Source organism: Knoellia subterranea KCTC 19937, assembly GCF_000768685.1.
GTDB lineage: Bacteria > Actinomycetota > Actinomycetes > Actinomycetales > Dermatophilaceae > Knoellia > Knoellia subterranea.
Genome location: NZ_AVPK01000004.1, coordinates 272,251 through 297,381 on the forward strand (window position 1 = coordinate 272,251; position 25,131 = coordinate 297,381).

Genomic DNA, 25,131 nt, shown 5'->3' on the forward strand with positions numbered 1-25,131 from the left:
TACTTGACCACTGTCATGACCACCCTGAACCCCGCGCCGGTCGAGCGTGCCCGCATCCCGCGCGAGATCTGGGTGCTCGTCGCCTCGGCGTTCGTCATCGCTCTCGGCTTCGGCCTCATCACCCCGGTCCTGCCGCAGTTCGCGCAGAGCTTCGGGGTCGGCGCGACCGCCAGCGCGATCGTGGTCAGCGTCTTCGCGTTCTTCCGGCTCGTGTTCGCGCCGGCCGGTGGGTCCCTCATCGTCAGGCTCGGCGAGCGCCCCATCTATCTCGCCGGGCTGCTCATCGTCGCGGCATCCACGGCCGCGACGGCCTTCGCGCAGAACTACTGGCAGCTCCTCGTCTTCCGCGGACTCGGCGGCATCGGCTCGGTCATGTTCACCGTCTCCGCGACCGCGCTGATCGTCCGGCTGGCACCGCCGGCGATCCGGGGGCGCGTGGCCTCGGCCTACGGCTCCGCCTTCCTCATCGGCGGTATCGGTGGTCCCGCCGTCGGTGGCGCTCTCGGTGGTCTTGGGTTGCGTGTGCCGTTCCTCGCGTATGCCGGTGCGCTCGTTCTCGCTGCCGCTCTCGTCGCGACGTTCATCAGTTCGCAGGCGTTGCGCCCGGCCCCGGATGCACCCGTGCTCCCGGTCATGACGGCGCGAGAAGGGTTGCAGGACAACGCCTATCGGGCCGGTCTGGTCTCCGCGTTCGCCAACGGATGGGCCAACTTCGGGGTGCGCAACGCGATCATCCCGCTCTTCGTGGCGGCCAACATCGGCAAGGAACCGTGGCTCGCCGGCGCGGTGCTCGCGATCTATGCCGGGGGCAACGCGGTCGGGATGAACGTGGCCGGGCGACTCAGCGACCGCGTCGGGCGACGCCCCTTCATCGTGGGCGGTCTCGTGGTCGCGGGCGTTGCGACGATCGCGACCGGGTTCGCCACGAGCTTCCCCGTCCTCGTCGTCCTGTCGATCATCGCGGGGCTCGGGTCGGGCGCGCTCAACCCGGCGCAGCAGGCGGCCATCGCCGACATCGTGGGTCGTGACCGCAACGGTGGTCCGGCGCTCGCGGCCTTCCAGATGTCGTCCGATGCCGGGGCGATCATCGGGCCCGTCCTCGCCGGGGCCCTCGTGGACTCCGGCAGCTTCGCTCTCGCGTTCGGCGTCACCGGCGTGCTCAGCCTGTTGGCGACCATCCCGTGGTCACGCGCTCGCGAGACCCTGCCGCGCCACCTCGATCACGACGCGGTGGTCGGGGTGACCTCCGCCGACCAGCAGGTCAGCGAACGATGACGGTGGAGCCCTTCGGCATGTAGTTGCGGGCCCAGATCATGTTCATGGCCGCGTTGCTCACCCGGGCGCAACCGTGTGACGCGGCGTGGGCAGGGATCGACGGGGAGCCGTGAACTGCGTAGCCGCCGTTGAAGTAGCGGGGCCGCCACATGTCGCCCAGGAAGCCCTCGTCCTTGCCGTCGACGGTGTAGTAGACCGAGAAGGTGCCCTTGGGCGTGCGTGCCGTGACGACGTCGCCGTCCTTCTGCGTGTACTTGTAGCCACCGCCGGTGCTCGTGTTGAGCGTGTAGCGGACCTGGCCGTCGCGGACGATCATGAGGATCTGGCGCTTGAGGTTGATGTCGACGCCGTTGCCCCGAAGGGTGGTCGAGGGGCGCACGCCCTTGTCGATGGCGCGTTGGGTGGCCGGGCCGACCCTGCCATCGCGGGAGATGCCGGCCGTCTTCTGGAGCGCCCAGACGGCCTGCTGAGTCAGGTGGCCGAAGTCGCCGTCCGGCTCGCCGAGCCAGTAGCCCAGGGCCGACAGCTCCTGCTGCAGCTTGAGCACTCGGGGGCCGCTGTCGCCGGAGCGCAGGTCGGCGTGTTCGGGCTTGGTCGGCGGCTTGGGCTTCGGGGACTTCGTCTGGCTCGGCGTGGCCTTCGTCGGGGTGGGCTTCGGGCTGGCCGTCGTGGGCTTCGGCTTGGACGTGCCCGTGGTGGCACCGGGCTGCGCGGTGGTCGTCGGTGACGCGGGGCCAACGGTGCCGGGTGCGGTGGTGGACGCGGACGGCCCGGACGGGCTCGCGGTGGAGCCGTTCGTACTCGAGGTTGCGCTTCCGGAGGTCGTGGAGGACGACGTGTCGGGCAGGGCGATCGGACCGCCGGCCGAACTGTCACCGGTGCCGCACGCGGCGAGTCCGAGCATGAGTCCTGCCGCCAGCGCCGCGGTCGCGGTGCGTCGTGCGGTGTGTGTTGCCATGTGGTCCCCCTCGACCGTGAGTTGTTGACATCCTCAACCGTCCAGACGCCCAGCGCACGCAGCAGGTTGCGTGCGTGGCCAATTCGTGACCGTCCCGTGCGTGGCACCCGTGGCACCCGTGGGGCGCGAGGCGCCCGTGGCGTCCCTGGCGCTCATTGGCACGGACCAGTGGGGGTGGCCCCGGACCCATCCCTGAGGTCGCCCCTGAGGGCACCCCGAAAACCCTGTTCGGCGCCGGAGCCGTCGGTGACGGTGGAACCCATGCGCACCGCCATCAAGCTCGTCATCGCCCTCGGAACCGTCGTCGTCCTCACGGTCGGCGGGTTCGCTGCCTACATCGCCTGGTCGTTCGCGCAGTCGAGCATCGACACGGTGGGCAAGGTCGACTTCGATCGCCCGCTCGTCATCCCGCCGCTCGCGGAGTCGACGGTCGATCCCTCGGGTGTGCGCACCTTCGACCTGACCATGCAGGCGGGGGAGTCCGATCTCGGGCGCGGTGCGCCGACTCCGACGTGGGGCTTCAACGGCTCCTTCCTCGGCCCCACCCTCCGCGCCACTCGCGGCGAGCAGGTCCGGGTCAATGTCACCAGCCGGCTCGGTGAGACGTCGACGGTGCACTGGCACGGCATGCACCTGCCGGCGTCGATGGACGGCGGCCCCCGCCAGCCGATCCAACCCGGTGGTCGCTGGTCCCCGCACTGGACGATCGACCAGCCGGCGGCGACGCTCTGGTACCACCCACATCCCCATGGCGAGACGGCCAAGCACGTCTATCGAGGGCTGGCCGGGATGTTCCTCCTCGACGACGCGAACGACGTCGCCCTCCCGAAGACCTACGGCGTCGATGACTTCCCGATCATGGTGCAGGACAAGGCATTTGACGGGAACCAGCTCGACGAGTCCCACGGTCTCTTCCAGTCGACGGGCATCCTCGGCGACACAGTGCTCGTCAACGGCACTCCCGGTGCGTTCCTTCAGGCCACGACCGAAAGGGTCCGCCTGAGGGTGCTCAACGGCTCGAACGCGCGCGTCTACCGCTTCCATTTCGACGACAACCGTCGGTATGCCGTCGTCGCGAGTGACGGGGGACTCCTCCCTCGTCCAGTGCTCACCGATGAACTCCTGCTGTCGCCGGGCGAGCGCGCCGAGATCGTCGTCGACGTCCGACCGGGCGACCGCACCGTCCTCCAGAGCGCCCCGCCGACCGGGGATGGCAACCGCTTCACGGGCGGCTCGGACCGCCTCGACATCCTCGAGCTCCGAGGCGCGACCACGCTCGCACCGAGCCCGCCCCTGCCTTCCGAGCTGGCCCCGGCCCCGGACCTCGCCGACGACGTCATCGGGGCGACCCGATCCATCAGCCTCAGCGGCACGCGGACGAACTTCGGGAAGATGGACATGGGGCGCGTCGACATCGTCTCGACGCTCGACACCACCGAGTCGTGGACCGTCACGAACGCCGACGGCCAGGTGCACAACTTCCACATCCACGACGTGCAGTTCCAGGTCATCCGGTATGCCGGCGGCCCACCTCCCGCGGTCCTCGCCGGCTGGAAGGACACCGTCCTCATCCCCAACGGAGCCTCGGTCGAACTCCGGATGCGCTTCACCGACTTCGCCGACACACAGAGCCCCTACATGTTCCACTGCCACCTCCTCCGACACGAGGACGAGGGGCTCATGGGCCAGTTCGTCGTGGCCCGGCCGGGCGAGACCGCCGACCGCATCGAGGTCTCTGACCACGCCGACCACGGCGCCGGTGCGGCGGCCGAGAAGCGGACCACCCGGCATACCCACTGAGGGTTCGCCCTACCGTTCTCCTCGTGGATCACGTGACTGACCTGGAGCTGCCTGGCGGCGGGCACACGACCGTTGTCGGTGCCGACGGTGGCGGCGCGGGCGACCCTGTGGTGATCCTTCTGCCGGCGCTGGGAGTGGCCGCGGGCTACTACGGCCCGTTCGTCGACGCGCTCGCGGCCGAGGGGGTCGCCACCCTCGTGGCCGACTTCCCGGGGCAGGGCGTCAGCCGCCCGGTCGCGAGCCGCCGCAACGATTTCGGGTATGCCGTGGTGTCCGACGACGTCGTCGCTGCGACTGTCGCCGTGGCTCGCGAACGGTACGCCGGACGCCCGCTCGCGTTCATCGGACACTCCTTCGGCGGTCAGGTCGGGGCCATCCACCTCGCCACGCACGAGTCGGGTGTCGCGGCGCTGGTCCTCATCGGTTCGGGCTCGCCCTACTGGCGCGGATTCCCCAGGCGGCTCAAGCTCCTGGGCCAGACCCAGCTCCTCGGTGCCGTGGCGCAGGTCCGCGGGCACTGGCCGGGACACCGGCTCGGCTTCGGCGGACGCCAACCACGCCGGCTCATGCGTGAGTGGGCACGCTTCGCCCGGCGTGGTGACCTCGTCGTCGAGCGGGCAGGGGTGAGCGCCGAGCCCGATTTCGGTGGTGTCGACCTGCCGGTCCTGGCAGTGACACTCGACAACGACGACCTCGCCCCGCGCGGGTCGGTCGACAACCTCGTCGACAAGCTGAGCGGCGCCCGCGTCGAGCACCGGTTCGCGACCCGGCCCGCGGGCGAGGCCGGCCCGGCGTTCGACCACTTCACGTGGGCCCGGCACCCGGGGTCGTTCGCGGGCGAGATCGCGGCCTGGCTCCGCGCGGCCCTCGCCTGAGCCGCCCTCAGCGGTTGCGCTCGCCCTCGATGTGCAGCGTGACCCGCTTGAGCAACGTGCTCAGCGTCTCGCGCTCATGCGCGCTGAGGACGCCGAGCATCTCGTCCTCCTCCTGGCCGCGCCTGGCCATGACCTCGCGCCAGATCTCGATGCCGGCCGGGGTCGCCTCGACCCCGAGTCGTCGCCGGTCGGTCGCGTCCGTGGTGCGCTGGATGAAGCCGGCCTTCTCCATGCCTTCGAGGCGTCCCGACATGCCAGCCGGCGAGATGCCGAGGTCAGCGGCCAGGGCGGTCGGGGAGCTGGTGCCGGGGGTGTCACGGATCATCAGCGCATGGAGTGTGTCGTACTCGAAGTCCTGCAGACCGGCCTCGGTCGCGGCTCGCTTCTTGTGCTCGCGAAGGTGGCGCATGATCGCCCCGATGCGCGTTGTGATCGCCTCGACGGTGTCGTCGTAGGGGGCGGTCTCCAGCACCCAGTGCCCGCGCCACCGCGCGACGTGCCGGTCTGTGCTGTCCTCGGGCTGGGCCATGGGAGGAGCGTAGCAACTTCGGTGGTGAATAATTCGCTGGCGAAGTAATATGGCGCCCGTGACCGATCTCGCCACCCGACGACCAGCCCTTCGCGCGGTGCTGGGTCATCCGGCTTACCGCTACCTCGTCGCTGGCACCACGGTGACGGCGCTCGGCAACGCCATCACGCCGGTGGCGCTCGCGTTTGCGGTGCTCGAGCTCGGCGGGAGCGCCACGGAGTTGGGGCTCGTTGTGGCGATCTTTGCCGCGGCGGAGGTCGTGACGATCATGTTCGGCGGCGTGCTCGGCGACCGAGTCTCGCGCCGGCTGATGATGCGGGGATCTGCGACCGCGACTGCCGTGACGCAGACGGTCATGGCAGTGAGCCTCATCGGCGGCTGGGCGACGATCCCGATGATCGCGGCCATCGGGATGCTCAACGGCTGCCTCGGGGCCCTGAGCGGCCCTTCTTCCCAGGCGATGACCCGCCAGACAGTTCCCGCCGCTGAGTTGGCGGACGCCGTGGCGCTCCGACGACTGAGTTCCCAGACCGCCCAGGTGCTGGGCTTCGCCGTGGCCGGCATGCTGGTCGCTGCCTTCGGGCCGGGGTGGGCCATCGGGGTCGATGCACTCACCTTCGCCGTGGCAGCGCTGTGCTTTGGCCGCATCGACGTGTCGGGGGCGGTGCGCGCCGGGGCCGACGATGCCTCGGACGAAGGATCTGGCGCTGCTGCCGAAGGGGCAGCCGCGCGCCGCTCGATGTTCGGCGACCTGCGCGAGGGTGCGAGGGAGGTGCTGCGGCACACCTGGTTGTGGCTCCTCATCGGGCAGGCCCTGCTCTACCACCTCTTCTACGGCGGGGTGCAGGGCGTGCTCGGGCCGGTCGTGGTGAAGGACCGCTGGACCGAGGCTGCGTGGGGCTGGGCGCTCGCCGCCCTCATGGCCGGCTTCATTCTCGGCGGGTTGATCTCGCTGCGCTGGCGCCCACGCCGTGGGTTGCTCGTCGGGACGGCGACGCTGTCGCTGACCGCTGCGTTCCCTCTCGCCATGGCACTCTCCGACAGCCTCGTCGTGCTGCTCGCCGGCGCCGCGCTGCACGGCTTCGGGCTCGAGATCTTCAGCGTCAACTGGGACCTCTCGATCCAGCAGAACGTGGCCGAGGAGAAGCTCTCTCGTGTCTACGCCTTCGACATGGTCGGGTCGTTCGTGGCGCGCCCTCTCGGGCTCGTCCTCGCAGGCCCGGTCAGCGCGCTCGTGGGCATGGCGCCCTGGCTCGTCATCGTCGGCTGCGTCATGGGTGGCACTGCCCTGCTGTCCACCCTGCTTCCGTCCGTGCGACGACTCGAGCGCCGCGCCACCTGACGCGGTCCGCCGGCCAGCTGTGGTCGGCGGGTCAGACGAGGGTGAGGGTGAGCAAGGCTGCGCCCACGGCGGCGACGGCGCACGCAAGGCTGCGGACGGCATACGGCCACGCCTTGATGGTGAGTCCTGCGCGCCGGCACCGATCCCGCCAGAGAAGGGTCGCGAGCGAACCCCAGAGCGTGACGATCGAGCCGGCGTTGACGCCGATGAGGAGTGCCATGAGGCGCTCCGGCGACCCGTCCGAGACGGGTTCAAGAGCCACGTAGGCCGGTAGGTTGTTGACCGCGTTCGCGCTGACGGCGCCGGCGGCAGCGACCTGCCACGGGCTGTCGCCCACCAGTGACGCGAGCAGCGGCTCGAGTCCGTGACGCATGCCGACCTCGACCGCAACGAACAGGACGCACACGATGAACACCATCGGCCACGGCACCTGGATGTCGCGAAGTCGGGGCCGCCACCGCCAGGCAAGTGTCGCCACGAGCACGACGGCGGCGATCGAGGCGGGGATGGCCGGGGTGATGCCGGAGACGAACGCCGGACCCAGCGCGACGCACGTGATCCCCGCGACCCAGAGCAGGATCCGGTCGTGCGGGTCCGCCGGCGGATCGGGGGCGTAGCGCGTCATGAGATCGCGCCGGTGGAGGACAAACAGCACGACGACTGTCGCGAGGATCGCGGCGAGGGCGGGTCGCCAGGCGAGTGCGATGTATTCGTGCGTGCCGATGCCCATCGCCGAGAACCGGTGCAGCGCAAGGAGATTCGAGAGATTGGAGACCGGCAGGAGGAGCGAGGCGGTGTTCGCGAGCCAGACCGTGGTCAGGGCGAACGGCATGGCGGGGATGCCGAGTTGACGCGTCATGGCGATGACGACGGGGGTGAGGAGGACGGCTGTCGTGTCGATGCTCAGGACGATGGTGCAGGCCGTCGCGAGGGCGACGACGAGCAGCCAGAGCAGCCACGTCCGGTGGCGCCCGGCGTGCGACGTCCAATGGGCCGCGACGTCGAACACCCCGGCCATCTCGGCGATCTCCGCGACCACTGTCATGGCGACGAGGAAGAGCATGACCGGGCCGATCCGGGCGGCGAGGTCGAGGAGGTCGTGCCAGGTCACGCCGCCACCCCCGCGAGGTCGGCGACGTGGGCCGCGATCGGGAAGGCGGACGTGGCCGCCGGAGAGGGTGCGTTGCAGACGTGGACGGTGCGGTCCGTGCGCCGGATGAGGAAGTCGTGGACGAGGGTGCCGTCCCGCAGGACCGCCTGAGCCCGTATGCCGGCCGGTTCCGGAAGGAGGTCGTCGACGGTGAGCTCGGGGCAGTAACGCCGGATGAGCTCGAGATACGTGCGGCGGGACAACGAGCTGTGCTGCTCGGACAGCCCTGTGCGCCAATGGTTCTGGGCCACACGCCAGGTGCCGGGGAAGCGGGTGAGGTCGGCGAGGTCGCGCAGGCTGACCGAGCCCTTGCGGTAGCCCTCCCGGCTCAGGCCGAGGACGGCGTTCGGCCCGACGGTGATGCCTCCGTCGATCATTCGGGTGAGGTGCACGCCGAGGAAGGGCAGGTCCGGGTCGGGGACGGGGTAGATGAGCGTGTCGATGAGGTCGTTGCGGCTGGCCGGGAGCCGGAAGTACTCGCCGCGGAACGGCACGATCCGGAACGCATCCGCGCCGTGGTTGAGCCCAGACATCGCGGCCAATCGGTCGGCCTGAAGTCCCGCGCACACGATGACGAGCCGGGCCGATTCGGCTGTCTCCCAACCGTTCTGGCTCACCGTGACGGTGACTTTTCCGGCCAGCTCGTCGAGTCTGGTCACGGCCGTGGAGGTGCGCACCTCGCCACCGGAAGCCGAGACCGCGGAGGCGAGCGACCGGCATACCGAGACGTAGTCGGTGATGCCCGTTGCGTGGACATGGAGCGCCGCGAGCCCGGTGACGTGAGGCTCGCGTTCACGCAGATCGGCACCGGACAGTGGAGTCACGGCGAGGCCGTTGGCGCGGGCGCGCTCCGTGAGGGCCTCGAGTCGGGTCACCTCGATCGGGGAGGTGGCGACGACGAGCTTTCCGGTGTCGGAGAACGGAATTGAGTGCTCGCGACAGAACTCGCGCGTCCGCGCGGCGCCTTCGGTGCAGAAGCGCGCCTTGAGGCTGCCCGGCGCGTAGTAGACGCCGGCGTGGATGACTCCACTGTTGTGGCCGGTCTGGTGCTGCGCGACCTCGGCCTCCTTCTCGACGACGAGGAGGTCAGCGCCCGGTCGCCTGCGCAGGATCTCGTATGCCGTGGCGAGACCGACAATCCCGCCTCCGACGACGATGACGTCACGCATGTGCGGTGAGGCCCGGTTGGCGGCGACCCTCGACGAGGTCCTCGACAGCGGCGGCGAATCGTGGGCACGCGGTGATGTCGTGGGCGCGGCAGCGCAGGGCATGCTCGGTCATCTCACGTGAGCGCTCGAGGGCGACGCGGCGCTCCTCGAGGTCGCGCAGGTGCGCCTCGAGGACCTCGTGCCGGTCCTTGGCCCCCGCGTCGAGGAGGACGTGGATCTGCTCGAGCGTCATGCCGGCGAGCTTGTTGCGCTGGATGACGGCGACGCGGACGAGGTCGTCGTGGCCGTAGCGCCGGTAGCCCGAGGCGTCGCGCCGCGGTGTGAGCAGGCCGATGTCCTCCCAGTGGCGGAGCACGTGGGTGGGCAGGTCGAAGCGTCCGGCGAGGTCGCTGATGGACCAGTTCTCGGCGCGTTCGGTGTCGTCGGACATGGTGACCTCCTTCAGGCTCACCTGAAGGTACTCCTCGCCCCTGTCGGTCCCGCCAGAGCGTTCGCGCTTGGGGTCAGCTGTGGTCCTTTGCCGCCTCGGGCCAGCGGATCTCCGTCGCCGGACGTCTCGATCGAGAGGCATGTATGCCGTGTGCCGAGATCGCTAGCGCTCGCTCGTCTCGGGATCGAAGCCGCGGTCGCGGTGGTGCTGCTCATGGCGGAACCACTTGCGCTCGATGGCCTGCTCCACGTCGATGCCCTGCCGATGGGCATAGACCAGACACATGCTGACGACGTCGGCCAGCTCGTCCTCGGTCGCCCGGCGTTGACTGTCGTTGTCGAGGCCGCGATCGCGACTCTGGCCTGACGAGTTCAAGTGCGCCTGGACGAGTTCGCCCACTTCCTCGGTGAGCTTCAGCAGGAGCCACTCATCCGTGCGCGCGACGTCGTGCAGGTCGGCATATCCCGCTGAGATGTATTCGACCCGCCGCGTCAGTTCCCCCAAGTCCATGCTCGCCACGCTACGCGTGGGTGCTGACGTCGCCGTGGCCCGCGCTGTCCCAGGTGCACGGCAGACTGGGCCCATGGCGCGCTGGGTGCTCCACGTCGACCTCGACCAGTTCATCGCGGCCGTCGAGATCCTGCGTCGGCCGGAGCTCGCGGGCCTGCCCGTCGTCGTCGGCGGGCGGGGCGACCCGACGGAGCGGGCGGTCGTGTCGACGGCGTCCTATGAGGCGCGCGAGTTCGGTGTCCGCTCGGGCATGCCTCTCAAGACGGCGGTGCGCAAGATCCCCGATGCGGTGTTCCTACCCGTCGACGGTCCCGCTTATGACGCGGCGTCGGCGGTCGTCATGGAGGCGCTCCGGGCCCACGAGGGTGCGGTCGTCCAGGTGCTCGGGTGGGACGAGGCGTTCGTCGGCATCGAGACGCCCGGTGACGACGTCGCGGAGGCCGTCGCGCACGCCGAGGCAATCCGGGCCGAGGTGCTCGAGGCGTCGCAGTTGCACTGCTCGGTCGGGGTCGGCGACACGACCGTGCGCGCCAAGATCGCCACCGACTTCGGCAAGCCGCGCGGGGTCTTCGTCCTCACCCGTGACAACTGGTTCGAGGTCATGGGCGAGCGGCCGACGACGGCGCTCTGGGGCGTGGGCAACCGGATCGCTGCGCGGCTCGCGTCCCACGGCTACGACACCGTGCAGCAGCTCGCCGACGCCTCCGACGACGTGCTCACGGCGGAGTTCGGGCCGCGGATGGGGCCGCACTACGGCCGGCTCGGGCGAGGCCTCGGCGTCACCGTCATCGACGACACCCCGTGGGTCGCGCGGGCGCACGGACGTGAGACGACCTATCAGTCCAACCTCACCGACCCCGACGAGGTCGCCGCCGCCATCACGAACCTCGCCGAGCAGGTCGTCGAGGACATCCGCCGTGAGGATCGGGCGTGTGCCCGCGTGCACCTCAAGGTGCGGTTCGCGCCGTTCTTCACGACGACCCGCATCCGCAAGCTCGCGGAGCCCACGTACGACCCGAAGGTCATCGCGGCGACGGCACTCGACCTCCTGCGCGGGCTCGGGGACGACCGGCCGATCCGACTCCTCGGCGTGCGAGCCGAGATGGTCGAGCCCGAGGGTGGCTACGAGCCGCCGCGCACCACCGGTCGTGGCGGCCCCGCCGCGGCCGACCCGACCTGACCCGCCCCTGCCGGGCTCGACTTATTGCCCGATTGGGCGCGTCCGTGGGCGGGTTCCGCGTCCGCGTAGCCGCCCAGTGGGGCAATAAGTCGAAGGCTTGTCCAAACCGCGTGCCCTGCACAAAGCGGTTCGCGAACCACGGACTCACTCGATGACCGGATCGATCCGGTCATCGAACAACGTGGTGGTTCGCGAACCAGATTGTGCAGCCCTCAGCCCTCAGCCCTCAGCCCTCAGCCCTCGACATGCCTTCAGGGCGACCTCAGACAGCTGGAGCCGCATCGACGGGAGTGACATCGACCGGCGCACGGTGCCGCTCGAGGTGTCGCTCCGCCGCCCGAGCTGCCGGGTGCGAGAGGACTGCAGCGGTCACAGCGATCACCGCAATGACCGCCCAACCCGCAGGACCCCAGCTCAGCGCCAGGAACGTGTAGAGCGCCGGGAAGATGATCGGCTCGATCTGGTACCCGAGCGACCACACGCCCTGGTAGTCGCCGAGACGCAGCGGGTCGGACAGTTCCGACGTGAAGCCCCAGTCGGAGGCCGACTGCCACAGCTCGGCGCCGGTGATGGTGACGTGGCCGATCCAGATGAGGACGACGGACACCCAGCCGACGGTTTCGTGCGTGAAGCTGATGATCGCGCAGGACAGAACGAACGCCAGTCCCGACAGACGCACGGCCCGCAGCGACCCGTCGACCGTCTCGGCGCCGCGCGAGGCACGAACCTGGAGCAGCACGGCGAGAACCGTATTGGTACCGAAGAGCCACGCGAGGAGCGTGCGCGGAGCATCGGTTTGCTCGACCAGCCACAGGGGGACGACGACGTTGAGCAGCACCTGATTCGACGTGAGGACGCCGTTGCACATCGACAGCGCGACGAACCCGAAGTTCTTGAGCGCGGCCGGCGTGACGTGCGGCTCCTCCCCGGTCGCCGCCGGCGTCGAGCGCTGGATCGGCGGGAGGAAGGAGACCATCGCGGCGTTGACGAGGAGCAGTGCAGCTGTGACGAGCGGGATCGCGATGATCGCCGCGTGGGTGCCGATGCCGAGGGCGATGCCAGCGGTGCCGGCACCGAGGGTGTAGCCGACGTTGCGCGCTGACCGCTGATAAGCCATGGCCCGCACCCGCGTCTCGCGCGGGAAGACCTCGATCCGGTAGACGTTGCGCGCGGAGCGGGTCGCGGCCTCGACCGTGGAGAGCAGGGCGAGGAGCAGGACGAAAGTCACGAAACCGCTCGCTGCCGGCCAGGCGAGGTACAGCAGTGCCTCGACGAGGGAGCCCACCACCCAGAGCGGCTTGGCGCCGACGAGGTCGGTGAGCCGTCCGAGCGGGATCGACAGGGCGAGCGTGACGGCCGCCGCGACGGACATGCCAAGACCCACCTGCGCACCGGTGAGTCCGACGATCTGGGTGAAGAACACCGCCGTGCCCGTGAGGAATGACCCCGTGGCGAAGGCGGACAGAACGCTCTGCAGCGCGAGGTCGCGTTCGAGCTTGGTCGGCGGGACGATCGCGCGCCACCACTTCTTCGTCATCTGGACTACCCCTCCCGAAAGTATCTCGACGTCAAAGTACATGCCGCGCGAAGGGGGTGCCACGGGGATTTGCCTTCAGGTTGACCTGAAGGTTCAACATCGACTCATGACGACCTCACCTGCAACCCCGAACCACACCGACATCGCGATCATCGGCTGCGGCCCCGCCGGACTCCAGGCCGCCCTCACCATCGGACGCGTGCGCCGCAACGCGACCGTCTTCGACGACGGCACCTACCGCAACGCCACCGTGAGCCACATGCACAACGTCGTCACCCACGACGGCACCCCACCCGCTGACTTCCGCGCGGCCGCACGAGCCGAGCTCACGGCATACGACACCGTCTCGGTGCGCAACGAGCGGGTCGAGACGATCGAGCGGGACGGGACCGGATTCCGGCTCACCCTCGCGGGTGGTTCCGTGATGACGTCGTATGCCGTCATCCTCGCCACCGGGGTCCGCGACGAACTGCCGCCCGTGCCCGGGCTGCAGGAGGTGTGGGGCGACCTCGCGGCGCAGTGCCCGTTCTGCCACGGGTACGAGTTCCGTGGGCAGCGCGTCGGTGTCGTCGGTGCTGCCACGGCTGCACACCTCACGGCGCTCATGCGACCGGTCGCCGGGGAGTTCGTCGTGTTCGCCGAGGGCCAGGACGTGCCCGATGGGCTGGCTGCGCCGGTCGTCACTGCGCGCATGACTGCGGTCGAGCGCGAAGGCGACGGCTTGCGCGTTGCCCTCGACGACGGGACCTCCGAGGACGTCGCGGTGTTGTTCGTCGTGCCGATGCTGCACCAGTCAGCGCCGTTCGCCGAGCAGCTCGGGCTCGACCTCAACCCCTCGGGTGCGGTGCGCATCGACGAGTTCGGGAAGACGAGCGTCGATGGTGTGCTGGCTGCCGGCGACCTCGCGCACCTGCCCGTGTTTCCCATGCCGATGGCGTCCGTCGTCATGGCGTCGGCGGCCGGCCAGATGGCCGCCAGCTCGGCCATCGCCGGGCTGCTCCAGCGCGACTGAGCGTGTTGGAATGGCGGGGTGACTGCGACGCCCGTGACACCGCTGGAGCGACCGAAGCGACTCACGGAGGGTGACCGCGTCGTCATCGCCTCCCCGAGCGGCCCGGCGCCGCACGACCGGATCGAGGCTGGCACGGCCATCCTGCGGAGCTGGGGGCTCGATGTCGTCGTGGCCCCGCACGCGGGTGCGACGTCGGAGCAGTTCTCCTACCTCGCGGGCGACGACGAGGCGCGAGCCGCGGACTTCGAGGCAGCGTGGTGCGACCCCGATGTCGCTGCGGTCGTGTGTGCGCGAGGTGGCTACGGCGTGCAGCGCATGGTCGACCGCCTCGACTGGGCGGCGATGCGCGCGGCCGGGCCCAAGGTGCTCGTTGGCTACAGCGACATCACCGCCCTGCACTCGGCGGTGGCGACCCACCTCGGGCTGGTCTCACTGCACGGTCCCATGTCGGCGACGGAGGTCTTCCTCAACGACGAGGCGAGCCCCGAGCACCTGCGCCGCACCCTCTTCGAACCCGAGTCGGTCCAGGAGCTCGGCCCGGGCGACGCGCACACCCTCGTCGGTGGCCGCGCCCAAGGTGTCACCGTCGGCGGTTGCCTCAGCCTCCTCGCCGGTGAGCTCGGAACCCCGACGGGCGTGCCGTCGGCCGCCGGTGGGCTGCTCCTCCTCGAGGACGTCGACGAGAAGGCCTATCGGATCGACGGCTACCTCACGCACCTCCGTCGCGCCGGCTGGCTCGACGGTGTGAACGGCGTCGTCCTCGGCTCGTGGCAGGGCTGCGAGCCGGTGGAGGACCTCGTCGTCGAACGCCTCGGCGACCTCGGTGTGCCGATCGTGGGCAACTTCGGGTTCGGGCACTGCCCGAGCACGATCACCGTCCCGCTGGGCATCCCGGCCACCCTCGATGCGGACGCGTCAACCCTGCGGTTCGACGTCCCCGCGCTCGCCTGAGGCAGCAGGCGTCGGCAGCGCGACGCGCGCCTGAGCCAGGTGGCAGGCCGCCAGGGTTCCGCGCCCGTCGAGAACCGGCAGGTCCGTCGTCCGGCACAGTTCGGCCACTCCCGCAGCCTCGGCCGCGCCCGATGCCAACGCCTGGCATCGCACGTGAAAGCGGCACCCACCCGGCACACGCGACGGGTCCGGCGGCTCACCCGACAGGACGACTGGCGTGCCGCCCTCCGGCAGCACGGACAGCAGCGCCTGCGTGTACGGATGCTCCGGGGCGGTGAGGATCTTCTCCACCGGGCCGGTCTCGATGATGCGGCCGAGATACATGACAGCGACGCGGTCGGCGATGTTCCACGCGAGGCCGAGGTCGTGGGTGACGACGAGCGCGGCGAGACCGAGTTCCTCTCGCAGGCGCAGGAGCAGCGCGAGGATCTCGCCGCGCACCGACGCGTCGAGCGAAGCCACCGGCTCGTCGGCGACGAGGAGCGTGGGCTCGAGGACGAGCGCTCCGGCGATGACGACGCGCTGGCGCTGGCCGCCCGACAGCTCGTGCGGGTAGCGCAGGAAGTAGCGCTCCGGAGGGCGCATTCCGGCTCGGGACAACGCATCCGCGACGCGTTCGCGCTCGTCGGCGACTTCGCCGTGGATCCGCAGCCCTTCGGCGACGGCGTCATAGACCGTATGCCGTGGGTTGAGTGAGCCACTCGGGTCCTGGAGGACGAGCTGGGCTTCACGGCGGTAGGCCTTGAGGTCCTTGGATCCGTAGCGCAGGGGAGTGCCCCGATAGGACACCTCGCCTCCCGTGGGCTTCTGGAGCCCGAGGAGCGTGCGCGCCAAGGTTGTCTTGCCGCAACCGGACTCACCAACCAGCGCGACGATCTCGCCGGGAGCGATGTCGAGGTTGACCCCGTCCACGGCCCTGGCGGAGCCGCCACCGCGGCGGCCGGGGAAGGTCACCCGCAGGTCCCGCGCAGCGAGCAGTGATGCAGTCTCGTCGGTCATCGAGTGGCCTCCTCAACTGGCGCTGGATCGGCTGTGAGAGAACGCCCTTCATCCGGCAGGACCCGCACGCAGGCCGCAGTGTGGTTGTCCGCACCGGCCGGCCACAGCACCGGGTCGACCGAGTCGCAGTGATCCAGGCGCACCGCGCATCGCGGGTGGAACGCGCACCCCGACGGCAGATCCTGAGGGTCTGGCGGGTCGCCCGGCAGGCCCTGCGGCCGCATCCGTGCGGCCGGATCGCCCACGGTTGGGAAGGCACCCGCGAGAGCCGCGCCATACGGGTGGCGGGCGGCGCGGAAAACGTCACTGGCCGGTCCCACCTCGACGACGCGGCCGGCATACATCACCGCAAGGCGGTCGCAGACGTCCGAGAGGACGGACAGGTCGTGGCTGATCATGAGCAGGCTGATGCCGCGGCTCGCGACGAGGCCGTCGATGAGCGTGAGGATCTGCGCCTGCACCATGACGTCGAGAGCGGTCGTGGGTTCGTCGGCGATGACGAGGTCCGGTTCGCAGGCGAGGGCCATGGCGATCATGACGCGCTGTCGCTGACCGCCCGACAGCTCGTGCGGGTAGGAGCGGGCGCGGTCGGGCAGCATCCCGACCTGGCCGAGCAGCTCCCGCACGCGCGTGGCAGCGGCATCGCGAGACACCTTCTGGTGGCGCAGGATCGGCTCGGCGATCTGGTCCCCGATGGTCTGAACGGGGTTGAGGGAGTGCATGGCCCCCTGGAAGATGATCGACGCTCCGGCCCAGCGCACGGCGCGCAATCGCCCCCAGCCCATCTCGAGGACGTCCTCGCCGTCGAGGAGGACGCGTCCCGTGACCGTCGCGGTCGGGGGGAGGAGTCGCAGCAGCGCCAACGCCAGGGTCGACTTGCCCGACCCGGACTCGCCGGCGACGCCGAGCTTCTCACCGCGGGCCAGGGTGAGGTCGACGCCGCGCACCGCGTTCACGACGCCGTCGCGGGTGCCGTAGCCGACGGTGAGGCCTTCGATCGAGAGCAGTGGTGTCGTCATCAGCGGGACCTCAGTCGGGGGTTGAGGACGCCCTCGATTGCGCGTCCGCACAACGTGAATGCCAGTGCGACGAGCGCGATCGCGATGCCGGGCGGGAGGATGTACCACCACATGCCGGAGCTCACCGCCCCCGTGTCGCGGGCCGCCTGGATCGTGCTGCCCCACGACGGGACGGTCGGGTCACCGAGGCCGAGGAAGGCCACGGTCGACTCGGTGAGGATGGCGCCGGCGACCATGAGCGTCGTCTGGGCGAGCACGATCGGCATGACGTTGGGCAGGACGTGCCGGGTCATGACGTGCCAGTGCCCGCCGCCAAGGGCACGCGCTCGTTCGATGTAGGGGCGGGCCTCCACGGCGAGTGTCTGCGCCCGAACGAGCCGGGCCGTCGTCGGCCATGAGGTCACGCCGATGGCGATGATGATCGTCGACAGGCTGCGCCCGAGGACGGCGGCGAGGGCCACGGCGAGCACCAGCGTCGGCATGACGAGGAACCAGTCGGTGATCCGCAGGAGAAGCCCCGACAGCCAGCCGTGGAAGTGGCCGGCGAGGATGCCGATGAGGGAGCCGAGGGCGATCGAGATGAAGGTCGCGGCGAAGCCGACGGTGAGCGAGACGCGTGAGCCCCACAGGATGAGGTCGAGCACCGAGCGGCCGGATCGGTCTGTGCCGAGCCAGAATTCGCCACTCGGTGGCTGCAGCGGCTCACCGGCCGGACGCGTCACGCTCAGTGCGTCCTCGCCGACGATCCACGGCACGAGGAGTGCCGCGAGGACGAACAGCGCGAGGACGGCGAGCCCGAAGAGTCCCGCACGGTTCTGGCTGTAGTCGCCCCAGAACTTCGCGACCGCTCGGCGGCGACGCGTCCAGGCGAGCTGGCGAGGTGTGCGCGGCGTGGCGGCAGAAGCTGACGTCGTCATGGGCGCACCCGGGGGTCGATGAGCGGATAAATCAGGTCGGAGACGAGGTTCATGAGGATGACCGCCGAGCTGAAGATGACGAACAGGCCCTGCACGAGCGGCAGGTCGGGCACGCTCAGCCCTTCATAGAAGAGCTTCCCGAGGCCGGGCCACGAGAAGACCGTCTCGACGAGGACTGCACCGAAGAGCACGAAGCCGATGTTGATGAAGAGCAGCGTCGTCGTCGGGAGCAGCGCGTTGGGGACGGCGTGCTGCCGCTTCACCTCGGCGTCACGCAGGCCCTTGGCGCGCGCGGTCGTGAGGTAGTCCGACCCCATCTCGTCGAGCAGCGAGGAGCGCATGACGAGCAGGTACTGCGCATAGACGACGGCCACCAGCGTGACGAGCGGCAGCACCATGTGGTGCGCCACGTCGAGGACGGCGTCGAAGCCCTCCACCCCTGGCGTCTTCATCCCCGACGTCGGGAACCACCCCAGCCCGGACCCGAAGACGACGATGAGGATGAGCCCGAGCCAGAAGCTCGGCACCGACCACAACGTCAGTGCCACACCGGTATTCACCCGGTCGGCGGTGCTTCCGTGCCTCCACGCTCCCTGCACGCCGAGCCACAGACCGAGTGCCGCCGACACGATGAGGCTCGCGCCGACGAGCAGCAGCGTCGGCCAGAGCCGGTCGCCGACCATCGACAGCACCGGCCGGTTGTACTGGAACGACTCCCCGAAGTCGAGCCGCAGCACGCCGAGCAGGTAGTGCCCGAACTGCTCCAACAGCGGCTTGTCGAGCCCGAATTCGCGTGTCAGCGCCTCCTTCTGCTCGACGCTCACGGGCCGTCCGTGGGTCATGACCCGCACCGGGTCGCCCGGGATGATTCGGAAGAGGAAGAAGCTCGTGAAGATCACCGCGACGAGAGACGTGGCGGCTCCGAGGAGCCGTTGTCCGATGTATGCCGTGTTGCGGCGCAGGCACCCTCCGTCCCGTCGCGCGTCGGTCGGGTTCTCGGGCGCCGCGACGCGATCCCGCACCTCGTCGAGGTGCGGGACCACGTCACTGGGTGGAAGCTCGGTCATCCAGCGTCACTCGCGGTCGTCCGCAGTGGCGCCACCGCGACGACGCATGAGCACGAGGCCGGCCGCGAGGGCGGCGAGTACGACAGCGCCACCACCGACGAGCAGTCCGGAATTGCTGCCACCGTCGTCACCGGACGCGGCGCCGGAGTCCTCACCGGCAGGCGTCGCCGACCACCAGCTCCAGTAGCCGTCCTGGCTGTCGTAGTTTCCGCCCGGGTCGGGCTGCGGCTGCATCGAGCCGATGGTGTCGGAGCGGAACGCCTCGAGCTGGTCGGCGTAGCCCCAGACAACGAAGACGTTGTCCTTGTAGAGGATCTCCTCCATCTGCTTGACGATGCCGGCGCGCTTGGCCGGGTCGAGTTCGGCGAGCTGCGCGGCATACAGCTTGTCGTACTCGGGGTTGCAGTAGTACGCGTCGGACAGGTACGGACCGCCCACCTTGGCGGGCAGGCCGGAACAGCGGTTGATCCCGAGGATGTAGTCGGGGTCGGGGTTGACGCTCCATCCCGTCGTGAGGATGTCGTAGGTGCCGGCGTCGAGCAGCGCGCCGACCTCGGACACGGGCTCGACCTTGAGCTCGATCCCGGCCTCCTTGGCCCACTCGCGCATCATCTCGGCGGCCTGGATGTACTGCGGGTTGTCGCCGTGGACGTTGAAGCGGAACGACAGCTTCAGGGCGCCCTTGGCGCGTATGCCGTCCGAGCCCTTCGCGTACCCGGCGCCGTCGAGCAGCGAGTTGGCCTTGGCGATGTCGAAGCCGATGACGGCGTCACCCTCGGGCTGCCAGTGGTAGTCGGCGTAGCGCGACGGGATGTAGCCACCGTTGGCCTCACCGAAGCCGCCGTAGGCCGTCTTGTAGATGGCCTCGCGGTCGATGGTGCGGACGAGCGCCTCGCGGACGATCGGGTCCTGGAGGGCCTTGTTGCCGTCACCGAAGGCGGTGCCGTCCTGGAGCTTCGCCCCCGGGTTGAGCGTGATCGCCTGGAAGCGCTTGCCCTTGGCCTTGTTGACGGTGATGTTGTCGGCCGACTCGAGCGCCGTCGCCTGGGCGGGAGTGAGGCCGGAGACGAAGTCGACCTCGCCGGCCTTGAGAGCCTCGACCTGGGCGTCACTGTCGTCGATGTAGCGGAAGACGAGCTTGTCGAACTTGGGGGCGCCCCGCCAGAAGTCCTTGTTGGGCGTGAGCGTGATCGAGTTGTTCACGTCGTAGGCGCTGACGATCCACGGGCCGCTCCCGACGATGGGGAACTCCTGGTCGTTGTTGAACTTGGCGAAGTCGGTGACCTTTTCCCACTTGTGCTTGGGGAGGATCGGCACGTCGAGCGCGAGCATCGTCGCCTGCGGGGCCTTGAGCTTGACGACGAGGGTGCGCGGGTCGGGTGCGCTGACGGTCTCGAAGTTCTCGACGAAGTTGCCGTTGGCCGTCGCGGCGGCCTCGTCCTTCATCATCGTGTCGAACGTCCAGCGGGCGTCCTCGGCCGTGATGGGCTGGCCGTCGGTCCACTTCGTGTCACGGATCTTGTAGGTCCAGGTGAGTCCGTCCTCCGACGTCGACCACGACTCGGCGAGGGCAGGAATGGTCTTGCCCGTCTTGGGGTCGTAGTTCGTGAGGAAGTCGTAGGAGAGGCGGCCGATCGCCGTCGTGATGCGACGGACGGCGAGGAACGGGCTGAGCGAGTCGACCTCCTGGCTGACGGCGATCGTCAGCGTCTTCTCGTCCTTGGTGTCAGCACTCGCGCCGGAACCGGCGAAAAGCGTTGTGACACATGCCAAAAGCGTGATGAGCAATCCGGAGACGGCGGTGCTGAACCCCCGGCCACGATGGTTCGTGCGGAACATCGGTCCTCGATCCTCTGGGCCTTCGCGCGACGACCTTGTCGCGCGCCGCGCGACGCGCGCGGTTGCCGATGAGGTCTACACGGGTTCCGGAGCGTCGTCAATAACTCCCACGCAGATGCGGTCGTTCCGTAACTTTTCGTCACGACGTGCCCCGTGCCACGGGGGCGGTCGGAGGTAACGTCGGGAGCGATGAACCTCAGCCCGGCACATCTCGGCGCGCGACTCCTGCAGGACCGCCGGTCAGCGCGCGCGCCGATCTGGTTGTTCCGGCACGGCCTCGGCTGGCTCTTCGGCGGCCGTGTTCTGCTGCTCGAACACGTCGGTAGGAAGTCCGGTGAGCCGCGCTTTGTTTGTCTCGAACTCGTCGAGCGTCCCGAACCCGACGCGCTCGTCATCGTCAGCGGGTTCGGGCGACGGGCGCAGTGGTACCGCAACCTCGAGGCCGAGCCGCGGTGTCACGTGAGCATCGGAACCCGACGGCGCGTCCCGGCACTCGCCCGGTTCCTGTCCGCCGAGGAGTCAGCGGAGACCTTGGGCCGCTACGCGACTGAACACCCACGGGCATGGCAGCAGCTTCGCGGAGTCATCGAGGAAGCGGTCGGTCACGAGGTGGCCGGGTTGCCGATGGTCCGCCTTGACCTGCTTCCCGAACGGACGTGATCCGTATGCCGTCCGCCCACCGTTTCGACGTCGGTGACGTCACGCTCGCAGTCCGGATGTGGGAGTGCGCCCAACCGCGTCACCCCGACGTCGTCCTGCTCCACGGCACGGGACTCACCGCCACGGACTGGGACGACGTCGCCGCTGACCTGAGTCGCGACCGCACCGTCCATGCCGTCGACCTGCGCGGCCATGGTGAGTCCGACTGGCCGGGCACCTACTCGATCGAGCTCATGGCCGACGACGTGGCGTCGCTCGTGTCTCAGCTGCCGAATCCCGTTGACCTCGTGGGTCATTCACTCGGAGGGCTCGTCGCGTGCCGTGTCCCGGCCACGTCGCCAAACGTGCGACGATTCGTCCTCGAGGACGTCGGTCTGATGCGCGCCCGCACCCCGTCCATGCCGAGCCGGCCGCACGGCGAGCTCAACTTCGACTGGGCGATGGTCGAGCGGGTGCGACCCCAGGTGGACACCCCTGCCGCCGACTGGACGGAAGTCCTCTCCGCGATCTCGGCGCCTGTTCTGGCGATCAGCGGCGGGCCGCCGAGCTTCGTCCCTGAGGAGTGGGTGGACGACCTCGTCACCACAGTGGGCGCGGCCCGCAAGGTGACCATCCCCGTCGGGCACGAGATCCACGCAGGCGACCCTGCGGCATACCTCCACGTCGTCCGGGACCACCTCGACACGTGAGCCAACCGCGGGAGCGCGCCGCTCGGTATGCTCCGCACGACAGGTCGAGCCCGGGTGGGCGCGGGGACGGGGGAGAGCATGAACACCGAGATGCGGGTCCGGGACATCCCCGCGGTGCTGCTGTCGGCAGCGCGCATCCTGCGCACCTACTGGGCGCCGTTCGTCGTCATCGCCTGCCTCGGGCTCGCGGTGCGGAGTGCGGCGATGTGGCTGGCGGTCATCGTCAGCGACTTCAACGGCTTCCTCGCGCAGCTCATCCTCGTCATCGCTCCGTTGGGATTCCTCGGGGCGATGATCGCCATGCTCTACATGACTCGGGGTGCGCTGCCGAATGTCGAGGCGCTCTCAGAGAGTGAGGGTCCGCAGGCTGTCACCGAACAGCGCGAGCGGCGACTCGTCGATGTCGCGGTGTCGGTGCTCGTGCCCTTCCTCGCGGTCTACGTCTCCTACGGGCTGCTCAAGGAGGACCTGTTCAGGTTCACCAACGAGGCGGCCTACGCCGAGTTCAACCAGTTCAGCCTCAACGGCGACGTTGAATACGACTTCGCCAGCCGACTCGCGATCTATGACTGGCAGATCGTGCTCGCGATCGTGGGCATCGCGTGGGTGCTGCGCTTCGCACTGGGCAAGATCGAGAGCGTCACGAAGTTCCTCGGGTTGGCGTTCCTCGGTGCTCTCGTCGAGGTCTACTACACCTCGCAGGTCGCCCAGCAGGTGACCGAGATTCGTGACGCCGGACAGTCGTGGGTCGAGAACCGACGTGCGGCGCGTCTCGTCCTGGACCAGTACGACAGTGTCGTCTCCTCGCTGGGGCCACTCGCCAACCCGGTCGACACCGCCACCGCGTGGCTCTTCGGTCTGCTCGGCGCGGTCGATGCCGTGGTGATCGTCCCGCTCGCCTGGCTGACCGTCGGTGCCGTCGTACTGGGGCACAAGCTCTCGCCTCCCGAAACGCCTGCAGCACAGCCGAATCCGCGGTGGGAGCGCGTGCCGGCTCCCGTGCGCCGCTGGGGTGGCGGGCTCGTGGCCGACGTTCGTGAGCGCTGGTCGGCCTTCTGGAACGGCCTGCGGATGATGGCCACGGCGGGCCTGCTGCCGATGCTGACCTTCAGCCTCGCCTTCCTCCTCGTGCTGCGCATCCCTTGGCTCGTGAGCCAGCTCCTGCGGTGGGCGATCGGGCCGCTCGAGACGAAGACCTGGCTCGCGATCGCGCCGATGGAGAAGTCCGTCGGGCTCGCCCTGACGATGGTGCTCGCAGCTGCGCTCCTCGCGGCGGCCATCGACTGGCTCCTCGGCCCGAGGCTGGCGGAGGCCGCCGAACCCGAGCCCAACCCTGCTCCGGCCGCCGATCAGGTCAGCGCGGCAGCCGTAGCGTGACGTAGTCCGGGTTCTCGAAGGAGATCCGCAGTTCGACGAACGTCGCGTCCTTGGGGACGGCGATCTCGGGCGATGCCGACCATTCGCCGGGTCGGGGGAGCTCGTCCTCGGGCAGGCTGCCACGCGCGTCGTTCTTCAGCACTGGAGCGCTCGGCCCCGGCGTCTTCTCGGGCACGCACACCGTGATGTTCGGCCCGATGCCGTCGAACAGGTGCCCCACGCGGTACTCGCGCCCACGGTCGTCGACCAGCGTGAGGTTGCAGTGCTTGAGCGGCACCGATGGGTCCGCACGGAAGTCGAGATTGACGGTCCGCGCGACCATCCCGTCGCGAAGTGCGAAGTCGTCATAACGCGTCTCGTATGCCGTCCGCTCACCTCCGAGCCCGACGAGGCGCACGCTGTACTTGCGGCTGAAATCGCCGTGGGCATCGGAGGTGCGCTCGGACACACTCACCCATTCGCGTGCATCGCCGCTCGCGATCTCGTGGTGCTGGCCCGACTGATACCAGAAGACCGGCACGCGGAACCCGTTGCCGGCGAGCATGGCGGCGATCGCGACCGGTGTTGCGGCGATCCACCAGCGGCTCGGACGTCGTGCCGGGCTCATCGCTGTGCCTCCTCGGGCGGCACGGGGCCGGCTTCCTTGACGTTCACGGCGTCCTTCTGCGCCCAGAGGGCGTCGACCTCGGAGCCGGCAATGCCGAGGTCGACCCTGGCGACGTCGTCGCGCCGGAACTGCGCCTCGTGGGAGTCCCATGCGCCTCGTGTGGCCATGAGCCGGGCATCCGCGAGCGCCTCCTTCGGCACGTCGAAGCAGATGCTCGCCCAGTGGCGAACACCAGTGGAGAGGTTGGCTGCCGTCGCGCACTCGGGGCCGCGGGAGGAAGCGATCCATCTCCGGTCGTTGGCGTCGACGAGGAAGAAACCGGCCATGCTCGTGGGCGAGTGGCGGGCCTTGAGCTCGAGGTCCACGACGAGCCAACGACCCCCGGCGGCCGACGCGGGGTTGCCCATGATCGTCGGCGTGACGTGGACGCCCGTCACGGTGACATCGGCGTAGTCGAGCGCCACCGGTGAGCCCACTGCGCCGTCGTGGAAGAACGGCTTGTCGGCGGTCTCTGTCGTAGGCAGGTGGTCGGTGATGAGCCTGCCGAGGCCCATGGCGGCGATGACGATCGCGGCCGAGGCGACGGCGCGCCTCATGACCGTCTCACGATCGGCAATTCTCCCTGGGCCTGGATCTCGTCGCGAGCCACCCAGGCGTTCGGGTCGAGCGTTGCCGAGTCCTCCTCGCGGAACTCGACGAGCCGGCTCTTCACCGTGACCTCGTCGCCCTGCCACGGACCGGAGGTCGTGAAGGTGATGGCGAGTCGGTAGGTCAGTCCGGGGTTGAACTCCCGCATCTGCGTGGCGTCCTCGACGAAGTAGAGGCGAGGTCCGTCGACGACCTTCACGCCGCCGCCTTGGATCTTGACGTTCTGCGTGAGCGTCACCGCGTATTCGGGTCGGTCCCCGGTGAGGGTGACGTGAGAGTCGAGGACGACGACACGCTGCGACGGCTCGGGCGAGACGGCCGGCTTGAGGTCGGGCAGCTCCACGACCTTGTCGATGACGACCTTGTAGGGGCCGACCATGAGCGCCTTGCCCGCCACGATCGTCCCGGGACCGTCCGCAGCCGGACCCGAAAGTCCGCCGAAGGGTGCGCTCGCGAGCAGTGCCGCAGCGGCCCCGGCGCCGACCTTTTGCGACGTCGGTCGCGAGCGCAAGTAGCTCCCAGTGCGCCGCAGCACCCCGCGCTTGGACTCGATGTCTTCCCCCACGCCACGGATTCTAGAGACAAAGCGCG

Annotated in this window: 25 protein-coding genes; 10 read left to right on the forward strand and 15 right to left on the reverse strand. The window is 69.5% G+C overall.

Going from position 1 to position 25,131, the window contains the following annotated elements:
- Positions 1-15: 15 nt before the first annotated feature.
- Positions 16-1,275, forward strand: a complete 1,260-nt coding sequence (locus tag N803_RS09125) for an MFS transporter (protein WP_052112088.1) — start codon at positions 16-18, stop codon at positions 1,273-1,275.
- Here the strand turns inward: N803_RS09125 and N803_RS17935 are convergent.
- Entirely contained in the window at positions 1,262-2,233 is a 972-nt protein-coding gene (locus N803_RS17935) for a L,D-transpeptidase family protein (RefSeq protein ID WP_245617134.1), read from the reverse strand. The two genes, N803_RS09125 and N803_RS17935, sit on opposite strands and share 14 nt — an antisense overlap.
- Positions 2,234-2,494: 261 nt before the next feature.
- Between N803_RS17935 and N803_RS09135 the strand changes: the two genes are divergently transcribed.
- Positions 2,495-4,033, forward strand: a complete 1,539-nt coding sequence (locus tag N803_RS09135) for a multicopper oxidase family protein (RefSeq protein ID WP_035904320.1) — start codon at positions 2,495-2,497, stop codon at positions 4,031-4,033.
- Between the two features lie 23 nt (positions 4,034-4,056).
- Positions 4,057-4,908, forward strand: coding sequence for an alpha/beta hydrolase family protein (locus tag N803_RS09140; protein ID WP_052112089.1), 852 nt, complete (start codon positions 4,057-4,059; stop codon positions 4,906-4,908).
- 7 nt (positions 4,909-4,915) lie between these two features.
- Here N803_RS09140 and N803_RS09145 read toward each other — a convergent pair whose 3' ends face one another.
- Entirely contained in the window at positions 4,916-5,437 is a 522-nt protein-coding gene (locus N803_RS09145; protein ID WP_035904321.1) for a MarR family winged helix-turn-helix transcriptional regulator, read from the reverse strand.
- Between the two features lie 58 nt (positions 5,438-5,495).
- Between N803_RS09145 and N803_RS09150 the strand changes: the two genes are divergently transcribed.
- Positions 5,496-6,779: an MFS transporter gene (locus N803_RS09150; protein ID WP_035904570.1), complete on the forward strand. Its 1,284-nt coding sequence runs from the start codon at positions 5,496-5,498 to the stop codon at positions 6,777-6,779.
- Positions 6,780-6,810: 31 nt separating this feature from the next.
- On the opposite strand, the gene N803_RS09155 is transcribed toward N803_RS09150, so the two are convergent.
- From N803_RS09155 to N803_RS09170, 4 genes are all read right to left on the reverse strand, one after another.
- Entirely contained in the window at positions 6,811-7,890 is a 1,080-nt protein-coding gene (locus N803_RS09155) for an SLC13 family permease (protein ID WP_035904322.1), read from the reverse strand.
- Positions 7,887-9,098, reverse strand: a complete 1,212-nt coding sequence (lhgO, locus tag N803_RS09160; protein ID WP_035904323.1) for an L-2-hydroxyglutarate oxidase — start codon at positions 9,096-9,098, stop codon at positions 7,887-7,889. Before lhgO ends, N803_RS09155 begins: the two co-directional genes overlap by 4 nt.
- Positions 9,091-9,528, reverse strand: a complete 438-nt coding sequence (locus N803_RS09165) for a MerR family transcriptional regulator (protein WP_035904575.1) — start codon at positions 9,526-9,528, stop codon at positions 9,091-9,093. Before N803_RS09165 ends, lhgO begins: the two co-directional genes overlap by 8 nt.
- A 162-nt stretch (positions 9,529-9,690) precedes the next feature.
- The gene (locus tag N803_RS09170) at positions 9,691-10,038 is read right to left on the reverse strand and encodes a MazG-like family protein (RefSeq protein ID WP_035904324.1); all 348 of its coding nucleotides are present in this window, start codon (positions 10,036-10,038) and stop codon (positions 9,691-9,693) included.
- A 73-nt stretch (positions 10,039-10,111) separates the two neighbouring features.
- Here N803_RS09170 and N803_RS09175 point away from each other — a divergent pair, with 73 nt between their 5' ends.
- Positions 10,112-11,218 carry a DNA polymerase IV gene (locus N803_RS09175; RefSeq protein ID WP_035904325.1) on the forward strand — a complete coding sequence of 369 codons (1,107 nt, stop codon included), beginning with the start codon at positions 10,112-10,114 and terminating at the stop codon, positions 11,216-11,218.
- A gap of 262 nt (positions 11,219-11,480) precedes the next feature.
- Here N803_RS09175 and N803_RS09180 read toward each other — a convergent pair whose 3' ends face one another.
- Positions 11,481-12,755, reverse strand: coding sequence for an MFS transporter (locus tag N803_RS09180; protein WP_052112091.1), 1,275 nt, complete (start codon positions 12,753-12,755; stop codon positions 11,481-11,483).
- A gap of 106 nt (positions 12,756-12,861) precedes the next feature.
- On the opposite strand from N803_RS09180, the gene N803_RS09185 reads away from it, so the two are divergent.
- Positions 12,862-13,767, forward strand: coding sequence for an NAD(P)/FAD-dependent oxidoreductase (locus N803_RS09185; protein ID WP_035904327.1), 906 nt, complete (start codon positions 12,862-12,864; stop codon positions 13,765-13,767).
- 18 nt (positions 13,768-13,785) lie between these two features.
- Positions 13,786-14,718, forward strand: a complete 933-nt coding sequence (locus N803_RS09190; protein ID WP_035904328.1) for a S66 peptidase family protein — start codon at positions 13,786-13,788, stop codon at positions 14,716-14,718.
- Here the strand turns inward: N803_RS09190 and N803_RS09195 are convergent.
- Genes N803_RS09195 through N803_RS09215 form a run of 5 tightly spaced genes read right to left on the reverse strand, consistent with a single transcriptional unit; the run spans position 14,683 to position 20,559 of the window.
- The gene (locus N803_RS09195; protein WP_035904329.1) at positions 14,683-15,717 is read right to left on the reverse strand and encodes an ABC transporter ATP-binding protein; all 1,035 of its coding nucleotides are present in this window, start codon (positions 15,715-15,717) and stop codon (positions 14,683-14,685) included. The genes N803_RS09190 and N803_RS09195 overlap by 36 nt on opposite strands.
- Positions 15,714-16,736 (reverse strand): ABC transporter ATP-binding protein, encoded by a 1,023-nt coding sequence (locus tag N803_RS09200; RefSeq protein ID WP_035904331.1) that lies wholly within the window; start codon positions 16,734-16,736, stop codon positions 15,714-15,716. The genes N803_RS09195 and N803_RS09200 overlap by 4 nt, the downstream gene beginning before the upstream one ends.
- The gene (locus tag N803_RS09205) at positions 16,736-17,653 is read right to left on the reverse strand and encodes an ABC transporter permease (protein WP_035904332.1); all 918 of its coding nucleotides are present in this window, start codon (positions 17,651-17,653) and stop codon (positions 16,736-16,738) included. The genes N803_RS09200 and N803_RS09205 overlap by 1 nt, the downstream gene beginning before the upstream one ends.
- Complete coding sequence (locus N803_RS09210) at positions 17,650-18,720, reverse strand: ABC transporter permease (RefSeq protein ID WP_035904333.1); 1,071 nt, start codon at positions 18,718-18,720, stop codon at positions 17,650-17,652. The genes N803_RS09205 and N803_RS09210 overlap by 4 nt, the downstream gene beginning before the upstream one ends.
- Before the next feature lie 6 nt (positions 18,721-18,726).
- Complete coding sequence (locus N803_RS09215; RefSeq protein ID WP_035904334.1) at positions 18,727-20,559, reverse strand: ABC transporter substrate-binding protein; 1,833 nt, start codon at positions 20,557-20,559, stop codon at positions 18,727-18,729.
- Positions 20,560-20,748: 189 nt separating this feature from the next.
- Between N803_RS09215 and N803_RS09220 the strand changes: the two genes are divergently transcribed.
- The 3 genes from N803_RS09220 to N803_RS09230 all read left to right on the forward strand — a co-directional run bounded on the left by N803_RS09220 (position 20,749) and on the right by N803_RS09230 (position 23,285).
- Positions 20,749-21,219 (forward strand): nitroreductase family deazaflavin-dependent oxidoreductase, encoded by a 471-nt coding sequence (locus N803_RS09220; RefSeq protein WP_035904335.1) that lies wholly within the window; start codon positions 20,749-20,751, stop codon positions 21,217-21,219.
- 5 nt (positions 21,220-21,224) lie between these two features.
- Complete coding sequence (locus N803_RS09225) at positions 21,225-21,908, forward strand: alpha/beta fold hydrolase (protein WP_035904337.1); 684 nt, start codon at positions 21,225-21,227, stop codon at positions 21,906-21,908.
- A gap of 78 nt (positions 21,909-21,986) precedes the next feature.
- The gene (locus N803_RS09230) at positions 21,987-23,285 is read left to right on the forward strand and encodes a hypothetical protein (RefSeq protein WP_035904338.1); all 1,299 of its coding nucleotides are present in this window, start codon (positions 21,987-21,989) and stop codon (positions 23,283-23,285) included.
- On the opposite strand, the gene N803_RS09235 is transcribed toward N803_RS09230, so the two are convergent.
- From N803_RS09235 to N803_RS09245, 3 genes are read right to left on the reverse strand one after another with little or no spacing between them, the layout of a single operon-like run.
- Complete coding sequence (locus N803_RS09235; protein WP_035904339.1) at positions 23,263-23,892, reverse strand: hypothetical protein; 630 nt, start codon at positions 23,890-23,892, stop codon at positions 23,263-23,265. The genes N803_RS09230 and N803_RS09235 overlap by 23 nt on opposite strands.
- Complete coding sequence (locus N803_RS09240) at positions 23,889-24,488, reverse strand: hypothetical protein (RefSeq protein ID WP_035904340.1); 600 nt, start codon at positions 24,486-24,488, stop codon at positions 23,889-23,891. Before N803_RS09240 ends, N803_RS09235 begins: the two co-directional genes overlap by 4 nt.
- Complete coding sequence (locus N803_RS09245; protein WP_035904341.1) at positions 24,485-25,105, reverse strand: hypothetical protein; 621 nt, start codon at positions 25,103-25,105, stop codon at positions 24,485-24,487. Before N803_RS09245 ends, N803_RS09240 begins: the two co-directional genes overlap by 4 nt.
- Positions 25,106-25,131 lie beyond the last annotated feature (26 nt).

Coding starts and splice junctions, on each gene's coding strand:
- N803_RS09205 (WP_035904332.1), bottom strand. CDS start 17,653: ATGACGACGTCAGCTTCTGCCGCCACGCCGCGCACACCTCGCCAGCTC.
- N803_RS09215 (WP_035904334.1), bottom strand. CDS start 20,559: ATGTTCCGCACGAACCATCGTGGCCGGGGGTTCAGCACCGCCGTCTCC.
- N803_RS09125 (WP_052112088.1), top strand. CDS start 16: ATGACCACCCTGAACCCCGCGCCGGTCGAGCGTGCCCGCATCCCGCGC.
- N803_RS09225 (WP_035904337.1), top strand. CDS start 21,225: ATGCCGTCCGCCCACCGTTTCGACGTCGGTGACGTCACGCTCGCAGTC.
- N803_RS09230 (WP_035904338.1), top strand. CDS start 21,987: ATGAACACCGAGATGCGGGTCCGGGACATCCCCGCGGTGCTGCTGTCG.
- N803_RS09185 (WP_035904327.1), top strand. CDS start 12,862: ATGACGACCTCACCTGCAACCCCGAACCACACCGACATCGCGATCATC.
- N803_RS09175 (WP_035904325.1), top strand. CDS start 10,112: ATGGCGCGCTGGGTGCTCCACGTCGACCTCGACCAGTTCATCGCGGCC.
- N803_RS09170 (WP_035904324.1), bottom strand. CDS start 10,038: ATGGACTTGGGGGAACTGACGCGGCGGGTCGAATACATCTCAGCGGGA.
- N803_RS09195 (WP_035904329.1), bottom strand. CDS start 15,717: ATGACCGACGAGACTGCATCACTGCTCGCTGCGCGGGACCTGCGGGTG.
- N803_RS09240 (WP_035904340.1), bottom strand. CDS start 24,488: ATGAGGCGCGCCGTCGCCTCGGCCGCGATCGTCATCGCCGCCATGGGC.
- N803_RS09180 (WP_052112091.1), bottom strand. CDS start 12,755: ATGACGAAGAAGTGGTGGCGCGCGATCGTCCCGCCGACCAAGCTCGAA.
- N803_RS09210 (WP_035904333.1), bottom strand. CDS start 18,720: ATGACCGAGCTTCCACCCAGTGACGTGGTCCCGCACCTCGACGAGGTG.
- N803_RS09235 (WP_035904339.1), bottom strand. CDS start 23,892: ATGAGCCCGGCACGACGTCCGAGCCGCTGGTGGATCGCCGCAACACCG.
- N803_RS09200 (WP_035904331.1), bottom strand. CDS start 16,736: ATGACGACACCACTGCTCTCGATCGAAGGCCTCACCGTCGGCTACGGC.
- lhgO (WP_035904323.1), bottom strand. CDS start 9,098: ATGCGTGACGTCATCGTCGTCGGAGGCGGGATTGTCGGTCTCGCCACG.
- N803_RS09165 (WP_035904575.1), bottom strand. CDS start 9,528: ATGTCCGACGACACCGAACGCGCCGAGAACTGGTCCATCAGCGACCTC.
- N803_RS09145 (WP_035904321.1), bottom strand. CDS start 5,437: ATGGCCCAGCCCGAGGACAGCACAGACCGGCACGTCGCGCGGTGGCGC.
- N803_RS17935 (WP_245617134.1), bottom strand. CDS start 2,233: ATGGCAACACACACCGCACGACGCACCGCGACCGCGGCGCTGGCGGCA.
- N803_RS09135 (WP_035904320.1), top strand. CDS start 2,495: ATGCGCACCGCCATCAAGCTCGTCATCGCCCTCGGAACCGTCGTCGTC.
- N803_RS09220 (WP_035904335.1), top strand. CDS start 20,749: ATGAACCTCAGCCCGGCACATCTCGGCGCGCGACTCCTGCAGGACCGC.